Raw genomic sequence first — 25,944 nt, forward strand, 5'->3', positions numbered from 1 at the left:
CATCCTGCCTCGTAACAAATGGCTCTCCGTGTCGCCACGGAGAGCTAAACGGCAAACCTTACTCGGCTTCCGGCGCAGCAGGGGCTGCTGCTTCCTGAGTCTGCTCGGTTGCTTCTTTGATGCTCAGACGTACGCGGCCCTGACGGTCAACTTCCAGTACCTTAACCGGTACTTCCTGACCCATCTGCAGATAGTCGGTCACTTTCTCAACGCGCTTGTCGGCGATCTGAGAGATATGTACCAGACCTTCTTTACCGCCGCCGATAGCGACGAAGGCACCGAAGTCAACGATGCGGGTCACTTTACCATTGTAGATACGGCCCACTTCGATTTCAGCGGTAATCTCTTCGATACGACGAATTGCGTGTTTCGCTTTCTCGCCGTCGGTCGCTGCAATTTTCACCGTGCCGTCATCTTCGATTTCGATGGTGGTGCCGGTTTCTTCAGTCAGCGCACGAATCACAGAGCCGCCTTTACCGATCACGTCTTTGATCTTGTCCGGGCTGATCTTGATGGTGTGAATACGCGGTGCGAACTGAGAGATATCGCCACGCGGTGCGTTGATAGCCTGTTCCATCACGCCAAGAATGTGCAGACGCGCACCTTTAGCCTGATTCAGCGCCACCTGCATGATCTCTTTGGTGATGCCTTCGATTTTGATATCCATCTGCAGCGCAGTGATACCTTCACGGGAACCGGCTACTTTGAAGTCCATGTCGCCCAGGTGGTCTTCATCACCCAGAATGTCGGACAGTACGACAAAGTTTTCGCCTTCTTTCACCAGACCCATCGCAATACCCGCGACAGCGGCTTTAATCGGCACGCCCGCGTCCATCAGCGCCAGAGAAGCGCCACACACGGAAGCCATGGAAGAAGAACCATTGGATTCGGTGATTTCAGACACCACGCGGACGGTGTACGGGAAGCGGTCAGCTGCCGGCATGACTGCCAGTACGCCGCGTTTCGCCAGACGACCGTGACCGATTTCACGACGCTTCGGAGAACCGACCATGCCGGTTTCGCCGACAGAGTACGGAGGGAAGTTGTAGTGGAACAGGAAGCGGTCAGTACGCTCGCCCATCAGTTCGTCGATATTCTGCGCGTCGCGTTCGGTACCGAGCGTCGCGGTAACCAGCGCCTGCGTTTCACCACGGGTGAACAGCGCGGAGCCGTGAGTACGCGGCAGTACGCCAGTGCGCACGTCCAGGCCACGGATCATGTCTTTTTCGCGACCATCGATACGCGGTTCGCCAGCCAGTACGCGGGAACGAACAACGTTCTTCTCGATAGCGTGCAGGATGTCGCCCAGCTCGTTTTCGTCAAGCGCGTCGCCTTCGGCCTGTTCAGCCTGCAATGCCGCGATGACGTCCGCTTTGATAGCGTCGATCTGGCTGTAACGTTCTTGTTTATCAGTGATGCGGTACGCGTCGCTCAGACGAGATTCAGCCAGCGCTTTCACGCGCGCGTTGAGCGCTTCGTTAGCGGCTTCAGGCTGCCAGTCCCAGCGCGGTTTGCCCGCTTCTTTCACCAGATCGTTGATATTCTGAATCACAACCTGCTGCTGCTCGTGGCCGAACACCACGGCGCCCAGCATCTGATCTTCGCTCAGCAGTTCAGCTTCGGATTCCACCATCAGCACGGCGCTTTCAGTACCAGCGACAACCAGATCCAGTTTGCTGGATTTCAGCTCATCCTGGGTCGGGTTCAGTACGTACTGGTCGTTGATGTAACCCACGCGCGCGGCACCAATCGGGCCGTTGAATGGAATACCGGACAGAGACAGCGCAGCGGACGCGCCAATCATCGCAACGATATCCGGGTTAACCTGTGGGTTAACGGAAACAACGGTCGCGATAACCTGAACTTCGTTAACGAAGCCTTCCGGGAACAGCGGACGCAGCGGGCGGTCAATCAGACGCGCGATCAGCGTTTCGCCTTCGCTCGGACGGCCTTCACGACGGAAGAAACCGCCCGGGATGCGGCCAGCAGCGTAGGTACGCTCCTGATAGTTAATGGTCAGCGGGAAAAAGTCCTGGCCCGGCTTCGCTTTTTTAGCACCAACTACGGTCACGAATACCGCAGTGTCATCCATGCTTACCATAACGGCAGCAGTGGCCTGACGAGCCATCATTCCGGTTTCAAGAGTGACAGTATGTTGACCATACTGAAATTTGCGGACGATCGGATTAAGCAAAATTATACCCTTTCTAAATGAAGAACAGCACGCCCAAAGCCGTGCTGACAGTACCCGATCTTCTTTGCATCCTCGCGACTAATGACAACCTTAACCCGCCTGTGCGGATAAAGCCTCTCATTAGCCGCGCGAACCTCTGCAACGAAGATCATACTTAGCAACAATACATGAGTTTACTCGTAATTGCTGCCGTCTGGTCGAAAAAAGGGGCCGTAAAGGCCCCCTTTTCTGAAACTCGCAGTGATTAGCGACGCAGACCCAGGCGCTCGATCAGCGCAGTGTAGCGTGCTACATCTTTACGTTTCAGGTAGTCGAGCAGTTTACGACGCTGAGAAACCATGCGCAGCAGACCACGACGGCTGTGGTGATCTTTTTTGTGCTCTGCAAAGTGACCCTGCAGGTGGTTGATCTGCGCAGTCAGCAGGGCAACCTGAACTTCGGTAGAACCGCTGTCGTTCTCACCACGACCAAACTCAGAAACGATTTTAGCTTTAGCTTCAACGCTTAGAGACATTTTTAACTCCAGTTTATAAAAAATAAGGGTGCCGATCTCTAATTCAGCCACCCGAGGCTACATCTGCATTTAAAATGACGATGTAGTGTTTAGCCGCAATATTCTACCTGTCGCGGCCTGTTATCGCAAGGTAACGACGAGGATTAAACCGGATACTCTACGACCAGACGGCGAGGTGCCACGCGCCCTTCGTTGTCGATTTCACCCATGCCGAGAAACTTCTGCGCTTCGCCTTCCGTTACGCGAACAAGGCCCTCTGTCGGCGCGCCCGTAGTGCGTACCGGATTGCCGTTCTTAAAGTATACGGATGACGTCAGCGGCAGGTTCACCACAGGGTAATCCGCAGCCGGGCTGTCCATCGGCATTAACAGTGGATCGAGCAACTCAGACGGCGCGATATCACGCGTCTGTGCTTCTTCAAGCAGCGCGTTGAGCTGCTCAAGCGTTACCATACGCTCGACAGGATATTTGCTGACTGCCAGACGACGCAGATAAATCACATGCGCGCCGCAGCCGAGCTTCTCGCCCAAATCGTCAATGATGGTGCGGATGTAAGTCCCTTTCGAGCAGTGCACTTCCAGCTCAAGCTCATCGCCTTCATGACGAATAAACAGCAGTTCATAAACCGTAATCGGGCGCGCTTCGCGCGGCACTTCAATCCCCTGACGCGCATACTCGTACAGCGGTTTACCCTGATACTTCAGCGCCGAGAACATGGTCGGCACCTGCAAGGTGTCGCCACGGAAGCTTTCCAGCGCATCCTGCAGTTGCTGCTCGCTGAACGTAACCGGGCGCTCTTCCACCACCGTGCCGTCAGCATCGGAAGTGTCAGTACGCTGGCCAAGACGCGCAATCACGCGATAGCGTTTGTCGGAATCGAGAAGATACTGAGAAAACTTGGTCGCTTCACCGAGGCAGATGGGCAGCATGCCGGTCGCCAGCGGGTCCAGCGCGCCGGTGTGACCAGCGCGATTGGCGTTATAAATACGTTTTACTTTTTGCAGCGCATCGTTGGAGGAGAGCCCCTGCGGCTTATCCAGCAACAATACGCCATGCACATCGCGACCGCGACGACGAGGACGACTCATTATTCCTCCTTGTCGTCGTCCGGATTAACGCGACGCTCTTCGTCGTGTTTCACTACGCTGGTGACCAGGTTGGACATCCGCATCCCTTCGACCAGGGAGTTGTCGTAGAAGAAGGTCAGTTCCGGCACGATGCGCAGACGCATCGCTTTGCCCAGCAGGGAGCGAATAAAGCCAGACGCGTCCTGCAGCGCTTTGATACCGGCTTTTACCGCCGCTTCGTCTTTATCGTTCAGGAACGTCACGAACACTTTGGCATACGCCAGGTCGCGGGATACTTCAACGCCTGATACGGTGGTCATCAGCCCAACGCGCGGATCTTTGATTTCGCGCTGCAGAATGATGGCAATCTCTTTTTGCATCTCCTGCGCCACGCGCTGCGGGCGACCAAATTCTTTCGCCATAATAAAATCTCCAGACAAAAAAGGGGCTATTAGCCCCTTTTGAATAGTCATACCGGGTGGCGCTTCGCTAACCCGGCCTACAAAATGTGTCCTAATCCAGGCCCGGCAGACGCAGTGCGCCGGGCATAACAGGGATTAGTCGATGCTGCGCTGGATTTCGATGATCTCGAAGACTTCGATCATGTCGCCAACACGGACGTCGTTGTAGTTCTTAACGCCGATACCACATTCCATGCCGTTACGGACTTCGTTAACGTCATCTTTGAAGCGGCGCAGGGATTCCAGCTCGCCTTCATAGATAACCACGTTGTCGCGCAGTACGCGGATTGGGTTATGACGCTTAATCGTGCCTTCGGTAACCATACAGCCCGCGATCGCGCCGAATTTCGGCGATTTGAACACGTCACGTACTTCGGCCAGACCAATGATCTGCTGTTTCAGCTCAGGCGACAGCATGCCGCTCATCGCCGCTTTCACTTCGTCGATCAGATTATAGATAACGGAGTAGTAGCGCAGATCCAGGCTTTCCGCTTCGATAACACGGCGCGCAGAGGCATCGGCACGAACGTTGAAGCCCACCAGGATGGCGTTGGAAGCCGCAGCCAGCGTGGCGTCGGTTTCGGTGATACCACCCACGCCCGAGCCAACAATCTTCACCTTCACTTCGTCGGTGGAGAGTTTCAGCAGGGAGTCGGAAATCGCTTCTACGGAGCCCTGTACGTCGGCTTTCAGCACGATGTTGACTTCGTGAACTTCGCCCTCGGTCATATTCGCGAACATGTTCTCGAGTTTCGATTTCTGCTGACGCGCCAGTTTGACTTCGCGGAATTTACCCTGACGATAGAGCGCCACTTCACGCGCTTTCTTCTCATCACGCACCACGGTCACTTCGTCACCCGCGGCAGGAACGCCGGAGAGACCCAGAATCTCAACAGGAATGGACGGACCGGCTTCCTGGACTTCCTGGTTCAGTTCGTTACGCATCGCACGCACGCGGCCATATTCGAAGCCACACAGCACGATATCGCCTTTGTTCAGCGTACCTTCGCGAACCAGAACGGTAGCGACCGGACCACGACCTTTATCCAGGAAGGATTCGATAACCACGCCGCTCGCCATACCTTTACGTACCGCTTTCAGTTCCAGAACTTCGGACTGCAGCAGGATGGCGTCCAGCAGCTCATCGATACCGGTACCCGCTTTCGCAGAAACGTGGACGAACTGGCAATCGCCGCCCCACTCTTCCGGGATGATGCCGTGCTGAGACAGTTCGTTTTTAACGCGATCCGGATCGGCATCAGGCTTATCGATTTTGTTCACCGCAACGACAACCGGCACTTTCGCCGCTTTCGCATGCTGGATAGCTTCGATGGTCTGAGGCATCACGCCGTCGTCCGCCGCAACCACCAGAACCACGATATCCGTTGCCTGCGCACCACGTGCACGCATCGCGGTAAACGCGGCGTGACCCGGGGTATCCAGGAAGGTGATCATGCCGTTATCGGTCTGCACATGGTATGCACCGATGTGCTGGGTAATGCCGCCCGCTTCGCCAGATGCCACTTTCGTGGAACGGATATAGTCGAGCAGAGAGGTTTTACCGTGGTCAACGTGACCCATGATGGTCACAACCGGCGCGCGCGGCTCAGCCTGTGCGCCCATGTCACGGTCGCTCATTACCGCTTCTTCCAGCTCGTTTTCACGACGCAGGATAACTTTGTGGCCCATCTCTTCAGCAACCAGCTGCGCGGTTTCCTGATCGATGACCTGGTTGATGGTTGCCATCGCGCCGAGCTTCATCATCGCTTTGATAACCTGAGAGCCTTTTACAGCCATCTTGTTAGCGAGTTCAGCCACGGTGATGGTTTCACCGATAACAACGTCACGGTTAACCGCCTGAGCCGGCTTGTTGAAGCCCTGCTGCAGGGAGCTGCCTTTACGCTTGCCGCCTTTGCCGCCGCGAACGGCTGCACGGGCTTCTTCACGATCCGCTTTGGATTCGGAATGTTTATTGCTTTTCTTCTGGCGTGCGACTTTCGCTGGACGCGCGCGACCACGGCCGCCTTCTACTTCACGGTCGCTGTCATCTTCTGCCTGACGCGCATGCTGTGAAGTGGTGACATGGTAGTCGCTGGTATCTTCAGATTCTTCTTCGCTGCCGCTTTCCCACTTGGTCGCGTTCTCTTCAGCCATACGACGGGCTTCTTCCGCTACGCGACGGGCATTTTCTTCCAGCTTGCGACGCGCTTCTTCTTCGGCCTTGCGCTTAAGTTCAAGGGCTTCAGCTTCGCGGCGGGCTTTTTCCGCCTGAGCAGCTTTGCTCACTTCGTCAGTTTGTTGATTGCTCACTTTGCTCGTTTCCGCAGCTTCACGTTTCGCTTTATCAGCGGCATCGCGTTTAGCTTGTTCTTCAGCTTCACGTTTAGCCTTATCGCCGGCTTCACGCTTGGCTTTTTCCTCTGCCTCTCGCTTGGCAGCTTCCTCTGCTTCACGACGGGCCTGCTCTTCCGCCTCACGCTTCGCCTGTTCTTCCGCGGCGAGACGCTCTGCCTCTTGCGGATCACGTTTTACAAAGGTGCGTTTTTTGCGGACTTCGATCTGTACCGACTTACTTTTCCCGCCGGTACCCTGAATATTTAAAGTACTGCGCGTTTTGCGCTGTAAAGTCAACTTATCCGGCCCTGAGCCATGTTCGCGGTTCAGGTGCGCCAGTAAGGCTTGTTTCTCTTGTGCCGTCACAGAGTCTTCAGCGGACTTCGGGATCCCTGCATCAGCGAATTGCTGTACCAGGCGGTCCACGGAGGTCTGAATCTCTGCGGCCAGCGCTTTTACGGTTACATCAGTCATGCTGTTCCTTCCTGCTACAGTTTATTACGCTTCGTCGCTAAACCAGCGGATGTTACGAGCGGCCATGATAAGCTCACCGGCTTTCTCATCGGTCAACCCTTCGATATCCGCGAGGTCGTCCACGCCCTGATCGGCGAGGTCATCAAGCGTACACACACCGCGCGCAGCGAGTTTGTAAGCCAGCGTGCGATCCATGCCTTCAAGGTTCAGCAGATCGTCAGCCGGTTTGTTATCGCCGAGGCTCTCTTCCTGAGCCAGCGCAAGGGTGGTGAGCGCGTTCTTAGCACGTTCGCGTAATGCTTCCACGGTCGGCTCATCCAGGCCGTCAATTTCCAGCAGCTCTTTCATCGGCACATAAGCCAGTTCTTCGAGCGTGGAGAAGCCTTCTTCCACCAGAACCGTGGCGAACTCTTCATCAATATCGAGATACTTAGTGAAAGTATCGATAGCGGCGTGCGCTTCAGCCTGATGCTTGGCCTGAAGGTCTTCAACGGTCATGACGTTGAGTTCCCAGCCGCTCAGCTGTGAAGCAAGACGCACGTTCTGGCCGTTACGGCCGATAGCCTGCGCCAGATTGCCCGCTTCGACGGCGATATCCATGGTGTGTTTGTCTTCATCCACCACGATAGAGGCTACATCTGCCGGTGCCATGGCGTTGATAACGAACTGCGCAGGATTATCATCCCACAGCACGATATCAATACGCTCGCCGCCAAGCTCGGTCGACACAGCCTGAACACGCGCGCCACGCATGCCTACGCAGGCACCGACCGGGTCGATACGCTTGTCGTTGGTTTTCACCGCGATTTTAGCGCGTGAGCCCGGATCGCGAGCTGCCGCTTTAATTTCAATCACTTCTTCGCCGATTTCCGGTACTTCGATGCGGAACAGCTCGATCAGCATCTCCGGCTTGGCGCGAGTGACAAACAGCTGAGCGCCGCGTGCTTCAGGACGGACAGCGTACAGTACGCCGCGGATACGGTCGCCCGGACGGAAGTTTTCACGCGGCAGCATGTCTTCACGCAGAATGACCGCTTCAGCATTGCTGCCGAGGTCCAGCGTGATGTTTTCGCGGTTCACTTTTTTCACCACGCCGGTGATGATTTCACCTTCATGCTCGCGGAACTGGTCAACGACCATCGCGCGCTCAGCTTCACGCACTTTCTGTACGATGACCTGTTTCGCGGTCTGCGTGGTGATACGGTCAAACGTTACGGATTCAATCTGATCTTCAACGTAGTCGCCAACATTCAGGCTCGGATCTTCGTAACGTGCCGCTTCCAGCGTGATTTCTCGGGTCGGCTGGGTAACTTCTTCGACAATGACCCAGCGGCGGAACGTATCGAAATCACCGCTTTTACGGTCGATGCTCACGCGAACATCGATCTCTTGTTCATATTTTTTCTTGGTTGCCGTAGCCAGGGCGCTTTCCAGCGCTTCAAAAATTTTCTCGCGCGGAACCGCTTTTTCGTTGGAAACTGCTTCGACAACAGCCAAAATTTCTTTATTCATCAGGGGCCTTCGCCTCAATCCAGACTGTTAAAATTGGGGTACCAGGTTCGCTCTCTGGATGTTGCTGAGCGCGAACACTTCATCTTTGCCGTCAACTGCAACGGTAATCATCTCGCCATCAACGGCTTTAATGATCCCCTGCCACTTACGACGATTCTGTACCGCCATACGCAGTACCAGTGTCACCTCTTCACCAGTGTAACGGGCGTAATGTTCGGCAGTGAAGAGAGGACGGTCGAGGCCAGGCGAGGAGACTTCCAGGTTATAAGCCACCGTAATAGGGTCTTCGACATCCAGAACGGAGCTAACCTGGTGGCTGACATCAGCACAATCGTCAACAGTGATGCCATCTTCACTATCAATATAGATGCGCAGCGTCGATGTGCGACCGCGAATGAATTCGATGCCGACGAGTTCGTAGCCCAGCGCTTCCACCGGTGCCGTAATCATCTCTGTTAATTTTTGCTCTAATGTGGACAAGCCCACCCCCGGGACATAAAAAAAGGGCATATAGCCCAGTTATTCTTTAGCCAGATAACAAAAAACCCCGATAAATCGGGGCTTTTAATAACTGAACCCTGTAAACCGCGATGCGCGGCCCGGAACACCTTCCAGGGAATTTTCTTTCAAAAACGGTGAGGAAGGCATTCGCTGCACTTCACAGTATATTTGAAAAACAACTCTCAGGGAAAGTGGTTGCGGGGGCCGGATTTGAACCGACGACCTTCGGGTTATGAGCCCGACGAGCTACCATGCTGCTCCACCCCGCGTCCGAAAACGTGGCAAATACTACGCCTTTAACGTCTAAATTGCAAGTTTTGCTGGGATTTGGTACCGAGGACGGGACTTGAACCCGTAAGCCCAATCGGGCACTACCACCTCAAGGTAGCGTGTCTACCAATTCCACCACCTCGGCACTATAGTGCGCAGTTTCTGTTTACTGCGCGAAGCTGACAAATTAACGCGGGATATCGCTGGTCGGCTTAGCCGGCGCTGCGGGCTGAGTCTGCTCAGTTTTTGCTGGCGCAGTCAGGTTTTCCCACTCGCTTCCTTTATTGGTTTTGTTGCTGTTAATGTTACCCAGCACCAGGCTGATAATGAAGAACAGGGTTGCCAGCACAGCGGTCATACGGGTCATGAAGTTACCAGAACCACTTGAACCGAACAGCGTAGCTGAAGCGCCTGCGCCAAAAGAGGCTCCCATATCAGCGCCTTTACCTTGCTGCAGCATGATAAGACCAACAAGGCCCAGCGCTACAATAAGGAAAACTACCAAAAGAGCTTCGTACATAATCAACCTGTTCCTTGCGGGGTTACCGCAGCCAATTGCTTCAAACCAATAAAGCAGGGGTATTTGTCATTCCCTACTGAAGCGGGTGTGAATACTAACGAAAGAGTCATGGGCGCGCAAGCGCAATTTCATCGACAAATGCTGACTGCGGAAAAAAACGGCAAAACGCGCTAAAACGGCGATTTTAAAGGCGACTTTCGTCGCCTTTTTAAACGCTCGGGGCTTAAACGGCTTTCACGGCATCCGCGATACGATGCGCAAACTCCGTCACCTGCGCTTCGTTTTCGCCTTCCACCATCACGCGGATAAGCGGCTCGGTACCGGATTTACGCAGCAGCACGCGCCCGCGTTTGCCGAGCGCTTGCTCCACTTCTTCAGTTACCGCTTTCACCGTGTCATGTTCCAGCGGGTCGCCGCTGCCTGGCGTGAAACGAACATTTACCAGAATTTGCGGAAACAGCTTCATACCGCTGCAGAGATCGTGCAGGCTCATATGGTTACGCGCAATCGCCGTTAACACCTGCAAGGCAGCCACAATGCCGTCGCCTGTGGTGGTTTTATCCAGCAGGATAACGTGACCTGAGTTTTCGGCACCGATGCGCCAGCCTTTTTCCTGCATTTTTTCCAGCACGTAACGGTCGCCCACTTTCGCGCGCGCAAACGGAATACCAAGCTGTTTGAGAGCGACTTCCAGCCCCATGTTGCTCATGAGCGTGCCGACCGCGCCGCCGCGCAACTGGCCCTGACGCAGTCCTTCACGGGCAATGATATACAGGATCTGGTCGCCATCTACTTTGTTGCCTTCATGGTCGACCATAATGACGCGGTCGCCATCGCCGTCAAACGCAATACCCAGATCGGCTTTCTCGGCTACGACGCGCTCCTGCAGCAAACGAACATCGGTCGCGCCGCATTTTTCGTTGATGTTCAGGCCATCCGGCTCAGAGCCGATGGTTACGACGCGCGCGCCCAGCTCGCGCAGTACATTTGGCGCAATGTGATACGTCGCGCCGTTCGCGCAATCCACCACAATCTTCAGCCCGTTCAGGCTGAGCTCATTCGGGAATGTGCCTTTGCAAAATTCGATATAACGGCCTGCGGCATCCACAATGCGGCTCGCTTTACCGAGCTCGGCGGAATCCACGCAGCTGATCTCTTTCTCAAGCTCAGCTTCGATAGCCTCTTCCACTTCATCAGGCAGTTTCGTGCCTTCAATGGAGAAAAATTTGATGCCATTATCGTAGAACGGGTTATGAGAGGCAGAAATGACAATGCCGGCCTCGGCACGAAAAGTACGCGTCAAATAGGCTACGGCTGGCGTAGGCATCGGCCCGGTAAACAGCGCAGACAGCCCTGCCGCAGCCAGGCCCGCTTCCAGTGCGGATTCCAGCATGTAACCGGAAATACGGGTGTCCTTGCCGATAATGACTTTGCGGGAGCCGTGACGCGCCAGCACTTTTCCTGCCGCCCAGCCAAGCTTCAGGACAAAATCAGGGGTAATTGGCGCATCGCCCACGCGACCGCGAATGCCATCGGTCCCAAAATATTTACGGTTACTCATAGTATTTTTTATCCTTCGCTGAAAGAGTTGCTTCCACCACGCGCATCGCTTCGACCGTCTCTTTGACGTCATGAACGCGAACGATCTGCGCGCCCTGCATCGCCGCCATCACCGCACAGGCAAGGCTTCCAGGCAAGCGCTGATCGGGTCCGACGTTAAGTAACTGGCCAATCATCGATTTACGCGACATTCCCACCAGCAAAGGCATTCCGAAACGCCGGAATTCTGAAAGCCGGGCGAGAAGCTGGTAATTGTGGGTCAGATTTTTACCGAAACCGAATCCCGGGTCGAGTATGATTTTTTCTTTTGTAATGCCCGCCGCCTCGCAACGGGCGATGTGCTGCTCAAAAAAACGTGTGACGTCGGCAAAGACATCGTCGTAATGCGGTGCCTGCTGCATCGTTTTCGGCTGGCCCTGCATATGCATCAGGCAAACCGGCAATCCGCTCTCTGCCGCCGCCTCAAGCGCGCCCGGCTCTGTCAGCGATCGAATATCGTTAATGATATGCGCCCCGGCACGCGCCGATTCACGGATCACTTCCGGTTTAGAGGTATCGACAGACACCCAGACTTCAAAGCGCTGCGCCAGTGCTTCCACCACCGGTACCACGCGGGAAAGCTCTTCTTCCACGCTCACTTCCGCTGCTCCGGGGCGCGTCGACTCGCCGCCAACATCAATGATGGTCGCACCGGCGTTAATCATCGCGTTCGCGTGTTTCACCGCCTCTGTGAGCGTGTTGTGCTGACCGCCATCAGAGAAAGAGTCCGGTGTAACATTCAGGATCCCCATAACATGCGGGTGAGAAAGTTCGAGCGTTAAGCCCTGAGCGAAGAGTTTCATTGCCATTCCCTTATAAACTTGAATGAACGAAAACAGAAAACCCCGGACAGGCCGGGGTTTTAATTAATACAGCGGTGCTACAGCAGGCAATTATTTATCGCCAAACTGCTCAGACATGGTGTTGCCCGGGTTCGGCGTACGCGGTTCATCGACCGGACGCGGAGCACGCGGCGTACCGTTGCTGTCAGAGTTATTGTTGGCACCCGGATCTTCCCAGCCTGCCGGCGGGCGAACATCACGGCGAGCCATCAGATCGTCGATTTGCGGCGCGTCGATGGTTTCATACTTCATCAGCGCGTCTTTCATGGCATGCAGGATGTCCATGTTATCGTTCAGGATCTGACGAGCGCGGTTGTAGTTACGTTCAATCAGGGCTTTAACTTCCTGATCGATGATACGCGCTGTTTCATCTGACATATGCTTGGCTTTCGCCACGCTACGGCCCAGGAATACTTCGCCCTCTTCTTCCGCATACAGCAGCGGACCAAGTTTGTCGGAGAAGCCCCACTGGGTCACCATGTTACGCGCCAGATTCGTCGCGACTTTAATATCGTTAGACGCACCGGTGGAGACATGCTCCGGCCCGTAGATAATCTCTTCCGCCAGACGACCGCCGTACAGCGTGGAGATCTGGCTTTCCAGTTTCTGACGGCTGGCGCTGATAGCGTCGCCCTCAGGCAGGAAGAACGTGACGCCAAGCGCGCGACCGCGCGGGATAATCGTCACTTTATGCACCGGATCGTGCTCCGGCACCAGGCGGCCGATAATCGCATGGCCCGCTTCGTGATAAGCGGTGGATTCTTTCTGCGCTTCCGTCATCACCATGGAGCGGCGTTCCGCACCCATCATGATTTTGTCTTTCGCTTTCTCGAACTCAACCATTGAAACGACGCGCTTGTTACCGCGTGCGGCAAACAGCGCCGCTTCGTTGACCAGGTTTGCGAGATCGGCACCGGAGAAGCCAGGGGTACCGCGCGCAATGATTGCCGCGTCGATATCCGGCGCCAGCGGTACGCGACGCATATGCACTTTGAGAATCTGCTCACGGCCACGCACGTCCGGCAGACCAACCACAACCTGGCGGTCGAAACGGCCTGGACGCAGCAGCGCAGGGTCAAGCACGTCAGGACGGTTAGTCGCCGCGATGACAATAATGCCTTCGTTGCCTTCAAAACCATCCATCTCAACCAGCATCTGGTTCAGAGTCTGTTCACGTTCATCGTGACCACCGCCAAGACCCGCGCCGCGCTGACGACCCACCGCATCGATTTCATCGATAAAGATAATGCACGGTGCCGCTTTTTTAGCTTGCTCGAACATATCGCGAACACGGGACGCGCCCACACCCACGAACATTTCTACGAAGTCAGAACCGGAAATAGTAAAGAACGGCACTTTCGCCTCGCCCGCGATGGCTTTCGCCAGCAGGGTTTTACCAGTACCCGGCGGGCCGACCATCAGGACGCCCTTCGGAATTTTACCGCCCAGCTTCTGGAAACGGCTCGGCTCTCGCAGGTATTCCACCAGCTCACCGACTTCCTCTTTCGCTTCGTCACAACCGGCCACGTCAGCGAAAGTGGTTTTAATCTGATCTTCCGTCAGCATGCGCGCTTTGCTTTTGCCGAACGACATGGCGCCTTTGCCACCGCCGCCCTGCATCTGACGCATGAAGAATATCCAGACCCCAATCAGCAGCAGCATCGGGAACCAAGAGATGAAGATAGTGGCCAGCAGGCTCTGCTCTTCAGGCGGTTCACCAACAACTTTTACGTTTTTGGTCAGCAGGTTATCAAGGAGTTTGGGATCGTTTACGGGAATATAAGTCGTGTATCGGTTACTATCTTTCTTGGTAACGTTGATTTCACGTCCGTTGATACGCGCTTCGCGAACCTGGTCCTGGTTAACTTCTTGCAGGAAGGTAGAGTAATCCACCCTACGGCCACTCGACTCGCTGGGCCCAAAGCTCTGGAATACTGACATCAGCACAACTGCGATGACCAGCCAGAGTATTAGGTTTTTCGCCATGTCACTCAAGGGATTAACCTCATATTACAACTGTGTTAACAAACAGCGTCAGGGTACTATAGTTTGCGCCCGGTCGCTACAATGTACACTTCACGTGAACGGGCACGAGAAGAGTCCGGCTTACGAACTTTAACCTTCGTAAACAGGGAGCGAATTTCCCGCAGGTACTCATCGAAACCTTCGCCCTGAAACACCTTCACTACAAAACTGCCACCCGGTGCCAGCACATCCCGACACATCTCGAGCGCCAGTTCCACCAGATACATGGCGCGGGGGATATCCACAGCCGGAGTCCCGCTCATGTTCGGTGCCATATCTGACATGACAACCTGTACTTTACTGTCACCCACGCGTTCCAGTAACGCCTTCATGACTAATTCATCACGAAAGTCGCCCTGAAGGAAGTCCACACCAACGATAGGATCCATTGGTAAAAGATCGCAAGCGATAATACGGCCTGCTCCTCCGATTTGCGTGACCACATACTGTGACCATCCGCCAGGCGCGGCGCCAAGATCGACAACCGTCATGCCTGGTTTAAAAATCTTGTCACTTTGCTGTATTTCATCAAGTTTAAACCAGGCACGGGAACGTAACCCTTTTTTCTGCGCCTGTTGAACATATTTATCGCTAAAGTGTTCCTGAAGCCAGCGACTGGAGCTGGCAGAACGCTTTTTACCTGTCATTTCACATTCCATCCGGGTTCATCGTGAGCCGCAGGCTCAAAAACCCACGTTTTGCCATTTGGCGATAATTGGGAGATGGCGGTAGAATGACCCGTTTTCAATCCCAACGTAAGCAAAAAATACGATGAATCTGAGTACTAAACAAAAACAGCACCTGAAAGGTCTCGCCCATCCGCTCAAGCCGGTGGTTATGCTTGGCAATAATGGTTTGACCGAAGGGGTACTGGCCGAGATTGAGCAAGCGCTTGAGCACCATGAGTTAATTAAGGTGAAGATCGCCACTGAAGACCGCGAAACTAAGACCCTGATTGTGGATGCCATCGTACGTGAAACCGGCGCCTGCAATGTACAGGTCATCGGGAAAACGCTGGTGCTCTACCGCCCGTCAAAGGAACGTAAAATTTCGCTGCCCCGCTAAGCTGTGGGTTTTGCGAGCGATCGCAGAAGCCGCAAACTACAGGCGAGGGTGCAAAATGCCACGCTCCGTTTGTTGATAAAAGGCCGCGTAGCGGCCTTTTTCCTTTCTTTACAATCTGAACGGCATCGTTGTTATGCCGGTTAAGGTTAATCGCACAAGTCAGTAAATCTGACTATCAGGCGCGCCGCTTACCGAAAAAACGGCCGTTCAGAGGCGGGTATTAAAGATAATCGACTTTGATGATTTCAAATTCGACCTGGCCGCCCGGGGTGTTAATCGTCACCACGTCGTCCAGCTCTTTACCCACCAGACCGCGCGCGATAGGCGAGTTCACAGAAATAAGATTCTGTTTGAAGTCCGCTTCGTCGTCGCCAACGATGCGGTAGGTCAGCTCTTCGTCGGTATCCAGGTTCAGTACCGTCACGGTGGAGCCGAAAATCACGCGGCCATTGTTTGGCATCTTGGTGATATCAATCACCTGGGCGTTCGAGAGCTTCGCTTCGATATCTTTAATACGCCCTTCGCAGAACCCCTGCTGCTCGCGAGCGGCATGGTATTCGGCATTCTCTTTCAGATCGCCATGCTCGCGGGCTTCGGCGATAGCGGCGATGATTTCCGGGCGACGCACGGATTTCAGAAACTCCAGCTCTTCGCGCAGTTTCTCAGCACCACGTAAGGTCATCGGAATAGGTTGCATTTGTTATACCTCTCACTGTCCTGTTAAGAACGGTTCACAGCCCGCTCCGGCTGCACGCCAGCCCGGAAAACCTTCCAGTCCCGGACGGCAAACAAAAGAAAACTGACCCGGAGACAAAGCCCCAGGTCAGGAACGATTTTGCAATTTGATACGTATTTTACCCTGAAGTTCCCGAAGGGTCATCGTTTACTTTGCAGGGCGATGCGCCTTAGTATGACGGCACGTTTCCAGCTGTTACCGCGAGATTATGCGATTTTCCAGATTTGCTGTCGGATTGACCACCAGTGTAGCCCTGAATGCCAGTGCCGCCAATGTCGAAGAGTATATCAATCAGTTACCCGCCGGCGCGAATCTCGCCCTGATGGTGCAAAAAGTCGGAGCCAGCTCCCCTGAGATTGATTTTCACAGCCAGCAGATGGCGCTCCCCGCCAGTACGCAAAAAGTGATCACGGCGCTGGCCGCGCTGTTACAGCTCGGCCCTGACTACCGCTTCACCACAACGCTTGAAAGCCGTGGCGATGTGCGCGACGGCGTGCTTGATGGCGATTTAATCGCGCGTTTCACTGGCGATCCGACCTTTAAGCGCCAGGATATGCGCAATATGGTGACCGCGCTGAAAAAAGCGGGCGTTCAGCAAATAAAAGGAAACGTGCTGATCGACACCTCCGCTTTCGCAAGTCATGACAAAGCGCCCGGCTGGCCGTGGAACGACATGACGCAATGCTTCAGCGCCCCGCCGTCAGCCGCCATTGTCGATCGTAATTGCTTTTCGGTATCGCTCTACAGCGCCCCGCAGGCGGGTGAACCGGCATTTGTACGCATCGCCTCGTATTATCCGGTTAACGTTTACAGCCAGGTAAAAACCCTGCCGCGCGGCTCGTCGGAGGCGCAGTATTGCGAGCTGGATGTGGTCACGGGCGATCTTAACCGCTATACGCTCACTGGCTGCATGACGCAGCGCGCCGATCCGCTGCCGCTGGCCTTCGCCATTCAGGATGGCGCAGGCTATGCCGGCGCGATACTGAAAGCGGAGCTGAAACAAGCGGGCATCACTTATAACGGTACGCTGCTACGCCAGACGCAACCCAACGAGCCGGGGACGGTTATCGCGAGCCGCCAGTCTCCGCCGCTGCACGATCTCCTGCGCGTGATGCTGAAGAAATCCGACAACATGATCGCCGACACGGTGTTTCGCACCATCGGGCGTAACTTTTACGGCGTGCCAGGCACCTGGCGGGCGGGTGCGGATGCCGTCCGCCAGATCCTGCGTCAGAAAGCAGGCGTGGATTTAGGCAATACGATCGTAGTGGATGGTTCCGGCCTGTCGCGCCATAATCTGATAGCCCCCGCGACGATGATGCAGGTGCTGCAATACATCGCCCGCAACGACAGCCAGCTCAATTTTATCTCTATGCTGCCGCTGGCGGGGCACGACGGGTCGTTGCTGTACCGCGCGGGTCTCCACGAGGCGGGCGTTGACGGCAAAGTCTCCGCCAAAACCGGCTCGCTGCAAGGGGTCTATAACCTTGCGGGCTTTATTACCACGGCCAGCGGACAACGCATGGCGTTCGTTCAGTATCTTTCCGGCTACGCCGTAGAGCCTGCCAATCAGCGCAACCGCCGTATTCCGCTGGTGCGCTTTGAAAGCCGGCTTTACCGCGACCTCTACCAGAATAATTAACGATGAAACTGCTGATAGTCGAAGATGATCTGCTGTTACAGGAAGGACTGGCGCTGGCGCTCGGCAACGAGGGCTATGCGCTGGATTGCGCCGCGAATGCCGCTGAGGGCGACGCCCTGCTCCAGAGCGGCGAATACAGCCTGATTATTCTCGACTTAGGCTTGCCGGATAAAGACGGCGCCACGCTGCTCAGCCAGTGGCGCCGAAGCGGTGTGACAACGCCAGTGCTTATTCTTACGGCGCGTGACGCGCTGGCAGATCGCGTAAGCGGGCTTGATGCGGGTGCGGATGATTATCTGGTTAAACCCTTTGCGCTGGCGGAGCTTCACGCCCGCGCGCGGGCGCTTATCCGCCGTTATCAGGGGCACAGCGATAATCTGTTGCAGCACGACGATATCACGCTCAATCTGCAAACCCAGCAGGTACTGCTCCAGGGAATGCCTGTAGAAGTGACGCCCAAAGAGTTCGCGTTACTCACCCGCCTGATGATGCGCATCGGCCAGACGGTGCACCGCGAAACCCTGCAACAGGACATCTACAGCTGGCAGGACGATCCCAGCTCGAATACGCTTGAAGTGCACATCCACAATCTGCGCCGTAAGCTCGGTAAAACCCGCATTCGTACCATACGCGGCGTGGGCTACCGGCTGGAGCGGCCATCATGAACAGCATGCGCCGTCGGCTGATGCTGATGCTTGCGCTGATCCTTCTTTTTTTTCAGCTGATTAGCGTTATCTGGCTGTGGCATGAAAGCCGCGAGCAGATAAGTTTTCTGGTTAATGAAACGCTGTCGGCCAAATCCCGCACCCATCACGTCGAAAAAGAGATCCGCGAGGCGATTGCCTCGTTGCTAGTGCCATCGCTGGTGATGGTGGGGTTTACCCTCGTTTTTTCATTCTGGGCGGTCACGTGGATAACCCGTCCGCTCAGTCAGCTTAGCCAGACGCTCACCCGGCGCTCGGCGGATAATCTTTCCCCGGTGCCGGTGGACTCTGCAATGGAAGAGATACGTGCGGTAACGCTCTCGCTCAACCAACTCTTTTTACGCCTCGATCACACCATCCAGCAAGAGCGTCTGTTCACGGCAGATGCGGCACATGAACTACGAACACCGCTCGCCGGGATTCGTCTGCATCTGGAACTGATGGAGCAGTCGGGCGTTTCTCAGGCCACACCGCTGCTCGCCCGTATCGATCGCCTGATGCATACCGTTGAGCAATTACTGATGCTGTCACGCGCAGGCCAGGCGCTGGCGAGCGGGCATTACGAAACGCTGTGCTGGAACGCGGATATTATTGTGCCGCTGCGTAGCGAACTCGACGAGCTGGCACAACAACGCGCACAGCACATCCTCTGGCCTCACGACGAAGCCACATCGCGTGTGCAGGGCGACGCCGTGTTGCTGCGGCTGATGCTGCGTAATTTGCTGGAAAACGCCTCGCGTTACAGCCCGGAGCAAAGCTGCATTGTGGTGCAGCTTTCTGCCGAACACGGCGGAAGTCGTTTGATTGTGATCGATGAAGGGCCAGGCATCCCGCAGGCGCAGCGCGAAGCGATTACCGAGCCTTTCCGGCGGCTCGATCAGCGCTATGGCGGTAGTGGTCTGGGGCTGAGCATTGTGCAGCGCATCGTGCATTTACACCGTGGCAGGCTGATTCTGGAGGATGGTCCAAAAGGTGGATTGATGGCGTCGTGCTGGCTACCGGAAGAGATTAACCAGTCATAATTCGTTGAAAACGCATTGAACGTTGGCACCATTAAAAAAGGCCGGTTTCCCGGCCTTTTTATTAACGCTGATAGACGATCTCGACACCTTCGTCGTCATCTTCGTCCCAGTCGTCGTCCCACTCTTCTTCGGCTTCCGCTTCCATCTCTTCGAGCTGCTGGCGATGATAGTCATCCCACATAAACTCGACTTTTTCAGGCTGCTTCGCTTCTTCTTCGTGAACCACAGGGTTTTCGATGATGAAATGCATCACGTCCCAGCAGAGATCTTTCACATTCATCTGGCTCGCGGCGGAGATCAGATAATATTTTTCTTCCCAGCCCAGCGCGTCAGCGATCGCTTTTGCTTTCGCTTCCGCTTCTTCACGGCTCAGCAGATCGATTTTATTAAAGACCAGCCAGCGCGGCTTAGAGGCCAGCTTTTCGCTGTACTTCTCAAGCTCGCCCACGATGATACGGGCATTTTCCGCCGGATCGGAGCCGTCGATCGGATCAAGATCGATCAGGTGCAGTAGCACGCGGCAACGCTCCAGGTGCTTAAGGAAGCGAATACCGAGGCCCGCGCCTTCCGCCGCGCCTTCAATAAGGCCCGGAATATCGGCAACCACGAAGCTTTTCTCGTTATCCATACGCACCACGCCAAGGCTTGGCACCAGCGTGGTAAATGGATAATCCGCCACTTTCGGCTTCGCTGCGGAGACCGCGCGAATGAACGTGGATTTACCGGCGTTCGGCATCCCAAGCATACCAACGTCTGCCAGCAGCATCAGCTCTAATTGCAGATCGCGCTTCTCGCCCGGCGTACCCATGGTTTTCTGGCGCGGAGTACGGTTCACGGAAGATTTGAAGCGGGTGTTGCCAAGGCCGTGCCAGCCGCCCTTCGCAACCATCAGACGCTGACCGTGTTTGGTCATATCGCCCATCGTTTCGCCTGTACCCTGATCGATAACACGCGTACCGACCGGCACTTTGATGGTCACATCTTTACCGCGTTTACCGGTGCAGTCGCGGCTCTGGCCGTTCTGACCGCGTTCGGCGCGGAAGGATTTCTCAAAGCGGTAATCGATAAGGGTATTGAGGTTTTCGTCGGCCTCAAGCCAGACATCGCCGCCGTCACCGCCGTCGCCGCCGTCAGGGCCGCCTTTCGGGATATATTTTTCACGACGGAAGCTTACGCAGCCGTTACCGCCGTCACCCGCCACGACCAGGATCGTAGCTTCATCAACAAACTTCATTTTACTTCTCCGTAATTCATTCGCCCGAGCGGGGGATAACGCCAACCGCTTCGTTTTTGCGCCACCGTCCCCAAAGACGGTGACCAATGGCGGAATACATCGCACCCGCAACCACGACAAACGCACCGAGATAACCCAACAGGTTTAACATCGGTCTGGCGAAGAAATCGGGCCAGGCAACAGATAACACATCTGAAAATAACAAGGTAAACAGTGGGGTAAGCGTAATGATGGCGCTCACCTGCGCCGCCTGCCATCTCGCCATCGCCTCTGCCAGCGCGCCATACCCCACGAGAGTATTCAGGCCACAAAAGATAAGGCAGGCCAGTTGCCAGGAACTGAGCTGAAACAGCACGCCAGGCTTCGCGAGCGGCAACAGCGCAATAGTACATAAAGTGTACAGCAAAAAGAGGATCTGTTGCGAGGCCAGACGGCGCAGCAGAACCTTTTGCGCCACGCCATAGCTAACCCACACCGTCGCCGCGCCAACCCCGAAGATCACACCCCAGGTGTAATCCGTCAGTCGCGTAAAGATCTCTATCAGGCTGGTATTGAAAAACATCACCAGCCCGCAAAGCAGCATTATTGCCCCGATGATCTGCGTGCCGCGCATCTTTTCCTTAAGGATCAGAACGCTTGCTACCATCATGCCAACCGGCGAAAGCTGGCCTATCACTTGCGAGGCCGTGGGGCTTAAATATTGCAGGGAGGAGCTGAAAAGAATGAAGTTGCCGAAAAGGCCGCCTGTCGCTATCGCCAGCAACACCAGCCAGCGCGGTTTGCGAAACAAGCCCATCGGCGGCAGTTTGCCTTTTATAGTCAGGATCAGCCCAAGTCCGATGCCCGCCATCAGAAAGCGGTAGAACACCACGGTGGGCGGCTCCATCACTTCCAGTACCTGCTTCATTGCAATTGGCAGCGCACCCCAGCACATTGCGGTCGTGAGCGCCAAAAGAATACCAATGCCGGCCTGCTGCTTCATGCCCGTTTTCCCTACAGAAAAAATTACCGGGTTTCCAATGTAAAAAGCCCCGCAACAGGTGCGGGGCTTTAATCCGTTACCGGACCGAGAAAACCTTACTCAGCAACGATGCTGATGTATTTACGGTTGTTCGGGCCTTTAACTTCAAATTTCACTTTACCGTCTGCTTTAGCAAACAGAGTGTGGTCACGACCGCAACCTACGTTGTTACCAGCGTGGAATTTGGTGCCACGCTGACGAACGATGATGCTACCCGCCAGAACGGATTCGCCACCGAAACGCTTAACGCCCAGGCGTTTAGCTTCTGAATCGCGACCGTTACGTGTGGAGCCGCCAGCCTTTTTATGTGCCATTTAAATCTCTCCTCAGGTCTTAGGCGCTGATGCCAGTGATTTTCACATCAGTGAACCACTGACGGTGGCCCTGCTGCTTACGGTAGTGTTTACGACGACGAAACTTAACGATTTTAACTTTCTCGCCACGACCGTGAGCAACAACTTCAGCTTTGATTACGCCGCCATCAACGAAAGGAACGCCGATTTTGACATCTTCACCGTTTGCGATCATCAGAACTTCAGCGAACTCAACAGTTTCGCCAGTTGCGATGTCCAGCTTTTCCAGGCGAACGGTCTGACCTTCGCTTACTCGGTGTTGTTTACCACCACTTTGGAAAACCGCGTACATATAGAACTCCGCTTCCGCGCACGCCTTCTGCTTGATCAGAGTGCGCTATAAATATTCACAATAGGGCGCGAATATTACGCAAATCGGGACGCTTTGACAAGCCCGTTTGTTGTTCGGTGCGGAAAAAAAACACAACCGTGACGGCGGCGTTTATCTGCCGCGTTTTTCCGGTACAATCTGTACTACATTTAGAATCCACTATCCTTACCTTCTCCCTTACAGACTGTGGTAAACAGGACGATAGCCAGACTTTTGCGATGAATTTAGAAAAAATTAATGAGTTAACCGCGCAAGATATGGCCGGTGTCAACGCGACCATCCTTGAACAGCTCAATTCCGACGTACAGCTTATCAATCAGCTGGGCTATTACATTGTCAGTGGCGGTGGTAAACGCATTCGCCCGATGATCGCGGTGCTCGCTGCGCGCGCGCTGGGTTATGAGGGGAAAGCGCATGTCACTATCGCTGCGCTCATTGAATTTATCCACACCGCTACGCTTTTGCATGACGATGTCGTGGATGAATCTGACATGCGTCGCGGCAAAGCGACGGCGAATGCCGCCTTCGGCAACGCCGCCAGCGTTCTGGTGGGAGATTTTATTTACACCCGCGCGTTTCAGATGATGACAAGCCTCGGGTCGCTCAAAGTGCTTGAGGTGATGTCCGAGGCGGTCAACGTGATTGCGGAAGGCGAAGTGCTTCAGCTGATGAACGTGAACGATCCCGACATCACCGAAGAAAGCTACATGCGCGTGATTTACAGCAAAACCGCGCGGCTCTTTGAGGCGGCGGCGCAATGTTCCGGCATCCTGGCGGGTGCCAGCGAAGCGCAGGAGCGCGCGTTGCAGGATTACGGTCGCTACCTCGGCACCGCGTTCCAGCTCATCGACGATCTTCTCGATTACAGTGCAGATGGCGAGCGCCTTGGTAAAAATGTCGGAGACGATCTCAACGAAGGCAAACCGACGCTTCCGCTGTTGCATGCGATGCATAACGGCACGCCTGCCCAGGCGCAGATGATCCGCGAGGCGATCGAACAAGGCAACGGGCGTCACCTGCTGGATCCGGTGCTGGAAACGATGGCAGCCTGCGGATCGCTGGAGTGGACGCGCGCGCGCGCCGAAGAAGAGGCGGATAAAGCCATCGCTGCACTTGAAATTCTCTCCCCTTCCCCGTGGCGCGATGCCCTGATTGCGCTGGCACATATGTCAGTACAGCGCGACCATTAATCCTTTTCCGCGCCCGTTGGCGCGGAAAAATTCCCCGTTCAGCACATTTCCAAAAACGTTGTCAGTAAAGTTCCGGATAACGTTTTTCTCATCCCTTTCGCCTGTGGCGCTCTTTACGGATCGAACACGGATCGTTTTGCAAAGCCTTGATTACAGCTCTTACATTGCCTTTGTGGTCAGAAGCACACTTCTGAATACAATCAAAAGTAACTGGAACCTTTTAGAAAATTTTGTGTTATAAATGATCAATCAGTTCCAAACGGAGCTGTACAGGGGGGTTTTACTGCCATAACAGGGAGAAATCATGGAACGTAAGTTTATTGACTGGCATCCCGCCGATATTGTCGCCGCGTTACGCAAAAAAGGGTCATCGCTGGCGGCGGAGTCCCGTAAAGCAGGCCTGAGTTCTTCAACGCTTGCCAACGCGCTGACGCGCCCGTGGCCGAGAGGCGAAAAGATTATTGCCGAGGCGTTGGGTACAGAGCCGTGGATCATCTGGCCATCACGCTACCACGATCCGATCACGCACGAATTCATCGATCGTTCGCAACTGATTCGTCATCGCTGACAGCACCTGCTGCGGAGCTTCACTTCCAGCCCATAAAAAAAGCCTGCCGGGAGCGGCTGAGTATCAGCGTATCCCGACAGGCTTACTACAAGCGCTGTAATCGCGAAAAGGGCTTATTCGCCTTTTATACGCTCAATGTTAGCGCCCAGCGCACGCAGCTTATCTTCAATGCCTTCATAGCCGCGATCGATGTGATAGATGCGATCCACAACCGTTGTGCCTTCCGCAATGCAGCCCGCCAGCACCAGGCTTGCGGATGCGCGCAGGTCAGTCGCCATTACCTGCGCGCCGGAAAGTTTCTCAACGCCGTGGCAAATCACGGTATTGCTTTCGATTTCCGCATGCGCGCCCATACGGATAAGCTCCGGCACGTGCATAAAGCGGTTTTCAAAAATGGTTTCAGTGATAACGCCGGTGCCTTCCGCCACCAGGTTCAGCAGTGTGAACTGCGCCTGCATATCGGTCGGGAAAGCCGGATGCGGCGCGGTACGCACGTTCACCGCTTTGGGGCGTTTGCCGTGCATATCAAGGCTAATCCAGTCTTCGCCGGTTTCGATATCCGCGCCCGCTTCGCGCAGTTTCGCCAGTACGGCATCCAGCGTGTCAGGACGCGTGTTGCGGCACATCACTTTACCGCCGGAGATCGCAGCGGCGACCAGGAATGTCCCGGTCTCGATACGGTCCGGCAGAACGCGGTAAACGCCGCCACCGAGACGCTCGACGCCTTCAATGGTGATTTTATCGGTGCCCTGACCGGTGATTTTCGCACCGAGGGTGTTGAGGAAATTCGCGGTATCGACAATTTCCGGCTCGCGCGCGGCGTTCTCAATAACCGTGGTGCCTTCAGCAAGCGTCGCGGCAGACATGATAGTCACGGTCGCACCAACGCTCACTTTATCCATCACGATATGCGCGCCTTTCAGGCGGCCCTGCACAGAGGCTTTAACGTAGCCCTCTTCCAGTTTAATTTCGGCACCCAGTTGCTCAAGACCGGTAATGTGTAAATCGACCGGACGCGCGCCGATAGCGCAGCCACCCGGCAGCGACACCTGGCCCTGACCGAAACGCGCGACCAGCGGGCCCAGCGCCCAGATGGAGGCGCGCATGGTTTTCACCAGTTCATACGGCGCGCAGAAGATATTGACCTGGCTTGCATCGATCCAGACGGAGCCGTTACGCTCCACTTTGGTCCCGAGCTGGCTCAGCAGCTTCATGGTGGTGTCGATATCTTTAAGCTTCGGTACGTTTTGAATTTCTACAGGCTCTTCAGCCAGCAGGGCGGCGAAAAGGATCGGCAGGGCCGCGTTTTTCGCGCCCGAGATCGTCACTTCGCCAGAAAGGCGGCCTGGCCCCTGCACACGGAATTTATCCATCAGAACTGTTCTCTGTTATTCAATCAATTGCTGTCGGCGCGACGCCCACAGCTCAAAAACCGTTGAGTTTGCGCTCGCGCTCCCATTCCTGGGGCGTAAACGTCTTGATGGAGACCGCATGAATGCGGTTATCGGCGATGAACTCCATCAGCGGGCCATAGACCGCCTGCTGTTTCTTCACGCGGCTCATCTCGCCAAACAGCTCACCCACAGCAATGACCTGAAAGTGGCTGCCATCGCCGGAGGAGACGTGGACTTCCTGGAGAGGCAGTGCGTTCATCAGCACCGTCTGAATTTCATGATTTTCCATGGGCTTTATTCATTATTCAGTGAAAACAGCCCAACATCTTAGAGCAAAGTGGCGCTGTCTTAAACAAGCAAAAAAGCCCCGC

Annotated in this window: 25 protein-coding genes and 2 tRNA genes; 6 read left to right on the top strand and 21 right to left on the bottom strand. The window is 55.1% G+C overall.

Features of this window, described 5'->3' with window-relative positions:
- Nucleotides 1-58 precede the first annotated feature (58 nt).
- The 14 genes from pnp to rlmE all read right to left on the bottom strand — a co-directional run bounded on the left by pnp (nucleotide 59) and on the right by rlmE (nucleotide 14,960).
- Nucleotides 59-2,194, bottom strand: a complete 2,136-nt coding sequence (pnp, locus tag CSK29544_RS02540; RefSeq protein ID WP_015387065.1) for a polyribonucleotide nucleotidyltransferase — start codon at nucleotides 2,192-2,194, stop codon at nucleotides 59-61.
- 244 nt (nucleotides 2,195-2,438) lie between these two features.
- The gene (rpsO, locus tag CSK29544_RS02545; RefSeq protein ID WP_004385056.1) at nucleotides 2,439-2,708 is read right to left on the bottom strand and encodes a 30S ribosomal protein S15; all 270 of its coding nucleotides are present in this window, start codon (nucleotides 2,706-2,708) and stop codon (nucleotides 2,439-2,441) included.
- Nucleotides 2,709-2,851: 143 nt separating this feature from the next.
- Complete coding sequence (gene truB / locus CSK29544_RS02550) at nucleotides 2,852-3,796, bottom strand: tRNA pseudouridine(55) synthase TruB (protein ID WP_007888605.1); 945 nt, start codon at nucleotides 3,794-3,796, stop codon at nucleotides 2,852-2,854.
- Complete coding sequence (gene rbfA, locus CSK29544_RS02555) at nucleotides 3,796-4,197, bottom strand: 30S ribosome-binding factor RbfA (RefSeq protein WP_004385058.1); 402 nt, start codon at nucleotides 4,195-4,197, stop codon at nucleotides 3,796-3,798. The genes truB and rbfA overlap by 1 nt, the downstream gene beginning before the upstream one ends.
- Before the next feature lie 135 nt (nucleotides 4,198-4,332).
- The gene (gene infB, locus CSK29544_RS02560; protein WP_004385059.1) at nucleotides 4,333-7,044 is read right to left on the bottom strand and encodes a translation initiation factor IF-2; all 2,712 of its coding nucleotides are present in this window, start codon (nucleotides 7,042-7,044) and stop codon (nucleotides 4,333-4,335) included.
- Between the two features lie 24 nt (nucleotides 7,045-7,068).
- Entirely contained in the window at nucleotides 7,069-8,556 is a 1,488-nt protein-coding gene (nusA, locus tag CSK29544_RS02565) for a transcription termination factor NusA (RefSeq protein ID WP_007780472.1), read from the bottom strand.
- 27 nt (nucleotides 8,557-8,583) lie between these two features.
- Nucleotides 8,584-9,036: a ribosome maturation factor RimP gene (rimP, locus tag CSK29544_RS02570; protein WP_004385061.1), complete on the bottom strand. Its 453-nt coding sequence runs from the start codon at nucleotides 9,034-9,036 to the stop codon at nucleotides 8,584-8,586.
- 213 nt (nucleotides 9,037-9,249) lie between these two features.
- Nucleotides 9,250-9,326, bottom strand: a tRNA-Met gene (locus tag CSK29544_RS02575).
- 59 nt (nucleotides 9,327-9,385) lie between these two features.
- Nucleotides 9,386-9,472: transfer RNA gene (locus CSK29544_RS02580), tRNA-Leu, on the bottom strand.
- A gap of 42 nt (nucleotides 9,473-9,514) precedes the next feature.
- Nucleotides 9,515-9,847, bottom strand: a complete 333-nt coding sequence (gene secG, locus CSK29544_RS02585; protein ID WP_004385062.1) for a preprotein translocase subunit SecG — start codon at nucleotides 9,845-9,847, stop codon at nucleotides 9,515-9,517.
- 223 nt (nucleotides 9,848-10,070) lie between these two features.
- On the bottom strand, nucleotides 10,071-11,408 hold the full coding sequence (gene glmM, locus CSK29544_RS02590; RefSeq protein ID WP_004385063.1) for a phosphoglucosamine mutase: 1,338 nt from the start codon (nucleotides 11,406-11,408) through the stop codon (nucleotides 10,071-10,073).
- Nucleotides 11,401-12,249 (bottom strand): dihydropteroate synthase, encoded by an 849-nt coding sequence (folP, locus tag CSK29544_RS02595; protein ID WP_007888611.1) that lies wholly within the window; start codon nucleotides 12,247-12,249, stop codon nucleotides 11,401-11,403. The genes glmM and folP overlap by 8 nt, the downstream gene beginning before the upstream one ends.
- 90 nt (nucleotides 12,250-12,339) lie before the next feature.
- On the bottom strand, nucleotides 12,340-14,274 hold the full coding sequence (gene ftsH / locus CSK29544_RS02600) for an ATP-dependent zinc metalloprotease FtsH (protein WP_004385065.1): 1,935 nt from the start codon (nucleotides 14,272-14,274) through the stop codon (nucleotides 12,340-12,342).
- A 56-nt stretch (nucleotides 14,275-14,330) separates the two neighbouring features.
- Nucleotides 14,331-14,960, bottom strand: coding sequence for a 23S rRNA (uridine(2552)-2'-O)-methyltransferase RlmE (gene rlmE / locus CSK29544_RS02605; RefSeq protein ID WP_004385066.1), 630 nt, complete (start codon nucleotides 14,958-14,960; stop codon nucleotides 14,331-14,333).
- Between the two features lie 124 nt (nucleotides 14,961-15,084).
- Here rlmE and yhbY point away from each other — a divergent pair, with 124 nt between their 5' ends.
- Nucleotides 15,085-15,378 carry a ribosome assembly RNA-binding protein YhbY gene (gene yhbY, locus CSK29544_RS02610; RefSeq protein WP_004385067.1) on the top strand — a complete coding sequence of 98 codons (294 nt, stop codon included), beginning with the start codon at nucleotides 15,085-15,087 and terminating at the stop codon, nucleotides 15,376-15,378.
- 220 nt (nucleotides 15,379-15,598) lie between these two features.
- Here yhbY and greA read toward each other — a convergent pair whose 3' ends face one another.
- Nucleotides 15,599-16,075, bottom strand: a complete 477-nt coding sequence (gene greA / locus CSK29544_RS02615; RefSeq protein ID WP_004385068.1) for a transcription elongation factor GreA — start codon at nucleotides 16,073-16,075, stop codon at nucleotides 15,599-15,601.
- Nucleotides 16,076-16,322: 247 nt separating this feature from the next.
- Here greA and dacB point away from each other — a divergent pair, with 247 nt between their 5' ends.
- Genes dacB through pmrB form a run of 3 tightly spaced genes read left to right on the top strand, consistent with a single transcriptional unit; the run spans nucleotide 16,323 to nucleotide 19,482 of the window.
- Nucleotides 16,323-17,756, top strand: a complete 1,434-nt coding sequence (dacB, locus tag CSK29544_RS02620) for a serine-type D-Ala-D-Ala carboxypeptidase (protein ID WP_029039364.1) — start codon at nucleotides 16,323-16,325, stop codon at nucleotides 17,754-17,756.
- A gap of 2 nt (nucleotides 17,757-17,758) precedes the next feature.
- Nucleotides 17,759-18,421 (top strand): two-component system response regulator PmrA, encoded by a 663-nt coding sequence (gene pmrA, locus CSK29544_RS02625; RefSeq protein WP_007888632.1) that lies wholly within the window; start codon nucleotides 17,759-17,761, stop codon nucleotides 18,419-18,421.
- Nucleotides 18,418-19,482 (top strand): two-component system sensor histidine kinase PmrB, encoded by a 1,065-nt coding sequence (gene pmrB / locus CSK29544_RS02630; RefSeq protein WP_007888635.1) that lies wholly within the window; start codon nucleotides 18,418-18,420, stop codon nucleotides 19,480-19,482. The genes pmrA and pmrB overlap by 4 nt, the downstream gene beginning before the upstream one ends.
- A 61-nt stretch (nucleotides 19,483-19,543) precedes the next feature.
- Here pmrB and cgtA read toward each other — a convergent pair whose 3' ends face one another.
- The 4 genes from cgtA to rplU form a co-directional block, all read right to left on the bottom strand.
- Nucleotides 19,544-20,716 (bottom strand): Obg family GTPase CgtA, encoded by a 1,173-nt coding sequence (gene cgtA / locus CSK29544_RS02635; RefSeq protein WP_007888641.1) that lies wholly within the window; start codon nucleotides 20,714-20,716, stop codon nucleotides 19,544-19,546.
- Between the two features lie 16 nt (nucleotides 20,717-20,732).
- Nucleotides 20,733-21,698, bottom strand: coding sequence for a DMT family transporter (locus CSK29544_RS02640; RefSeq protein ID WP_007888643.1), 966 nt, complete (start codon nucleotides 21,696-21,698; stop codon nucleotides 20,733-20,735).
- A gap of 95 nt (nucleotides 21,699-21,793) precedes the next feature.
- The gene (rpmA, locus tag CSK29544_RS02645) at nucleotides 21,794-22,051 is read right to left on the bottom strand and encodes a 50S ribosomal protein L27 (RefSeq protein ID WP_004385076.1); all 258 of its coding nucleotides are present in this window, start codon (nucleotides 22,049-22,051) and stop codon (nucleotides 21,794-21,796) included.
- Between the two features lie 19 nt (nucleotides 22,052-22,070).
- On the bottom strand, nucleotides 22,071-22,382 hold the full coding sequence (rplU, locus tag CSK29544_RS02650) for a 50S ribosomal protein L21 (protein WP_004385077.1): 312 nt from the start codon (nucleotides 22,380-22,382) through the stop codon (nucleotides 22,071-22,073).
- A 257-nt stretch (nucleotides 22,383-22,639) separates the two neighbouring features.
- On the opposite strand from rplU, the gene ispB reads away from it, so the two are divergent.
- Together ispB and sfsB are read left to right on the top strand one after the other, a co-directional pair.
- Nucleotides 22,640-23,611, top strand: coding sequence for an octaprenyl diphosphate synthase (ispB, locus tag CSK29544_RS02655; protein WP_012125964.1), 972 nt, complete (start codon nucleotides 22,640-22,642; stop codon nucleotides 23,609-23,611).
- Between the two features lie 304 nt (nucleotides 23,612-23,915).
- Complete coding sequence (gene sfsB, locus CSK29544_RS02660) at nucleotides 23,916-24,179, top strand: DNA-binding transcriptional regulator SfsB (protein ID WP_004385079.1); 264 nt, start codon at nucleotides 23,916-23,918, stop codon at nucleotides 24,177-24,179.
- Between the two features lie 113 nt (nucleotides 24,180-24,292).
- On the opposite strand, the gene murA is transcribed toward sfsB, so the two are convergent.
- Complete coding sequence (gene murA, locus CSK29544_RS02665; protein ID WP_004385080.1) at nucleotides 24,293-25,552, bottom strand: UDP-N-acetylglucosamine 1-carboxyvinyltransferase; 1,260 nt, start codon at nucleotides 25,550-25,552, stop codon at nucleotides 24,293-24,295.
- A gap of 52 nt (nucleotides 25,553-25,604) precedes the next feature.
- On the bottom strand, nucleotides 25,605-25,862 hold the full coding sequence (gene ibaG / locus CSK29544_RS02670; protein WP_004385081.1) for a BolA family iron metabolism protein IbaG: 258 nt from the start codon (nucleotides 25,860-25,862) through the stop codon (nucleotides 25,605-25,607).
- Between the last annotated feature and the right edge of the window lie 82 nt (nucleotides 25,863-25,944).

Origin of the sequence: Cronobacter sakazakii (assembly GCF_000982825.1) — a bacterium.
Taxonomy (GTDB): domain Bacteria; phylum Pseudomonadota; class Gammaproteobacteria; order Enterobacterales; family Enterobacteriaceae; genus Cronobacter; species Cronobacter sakazakii.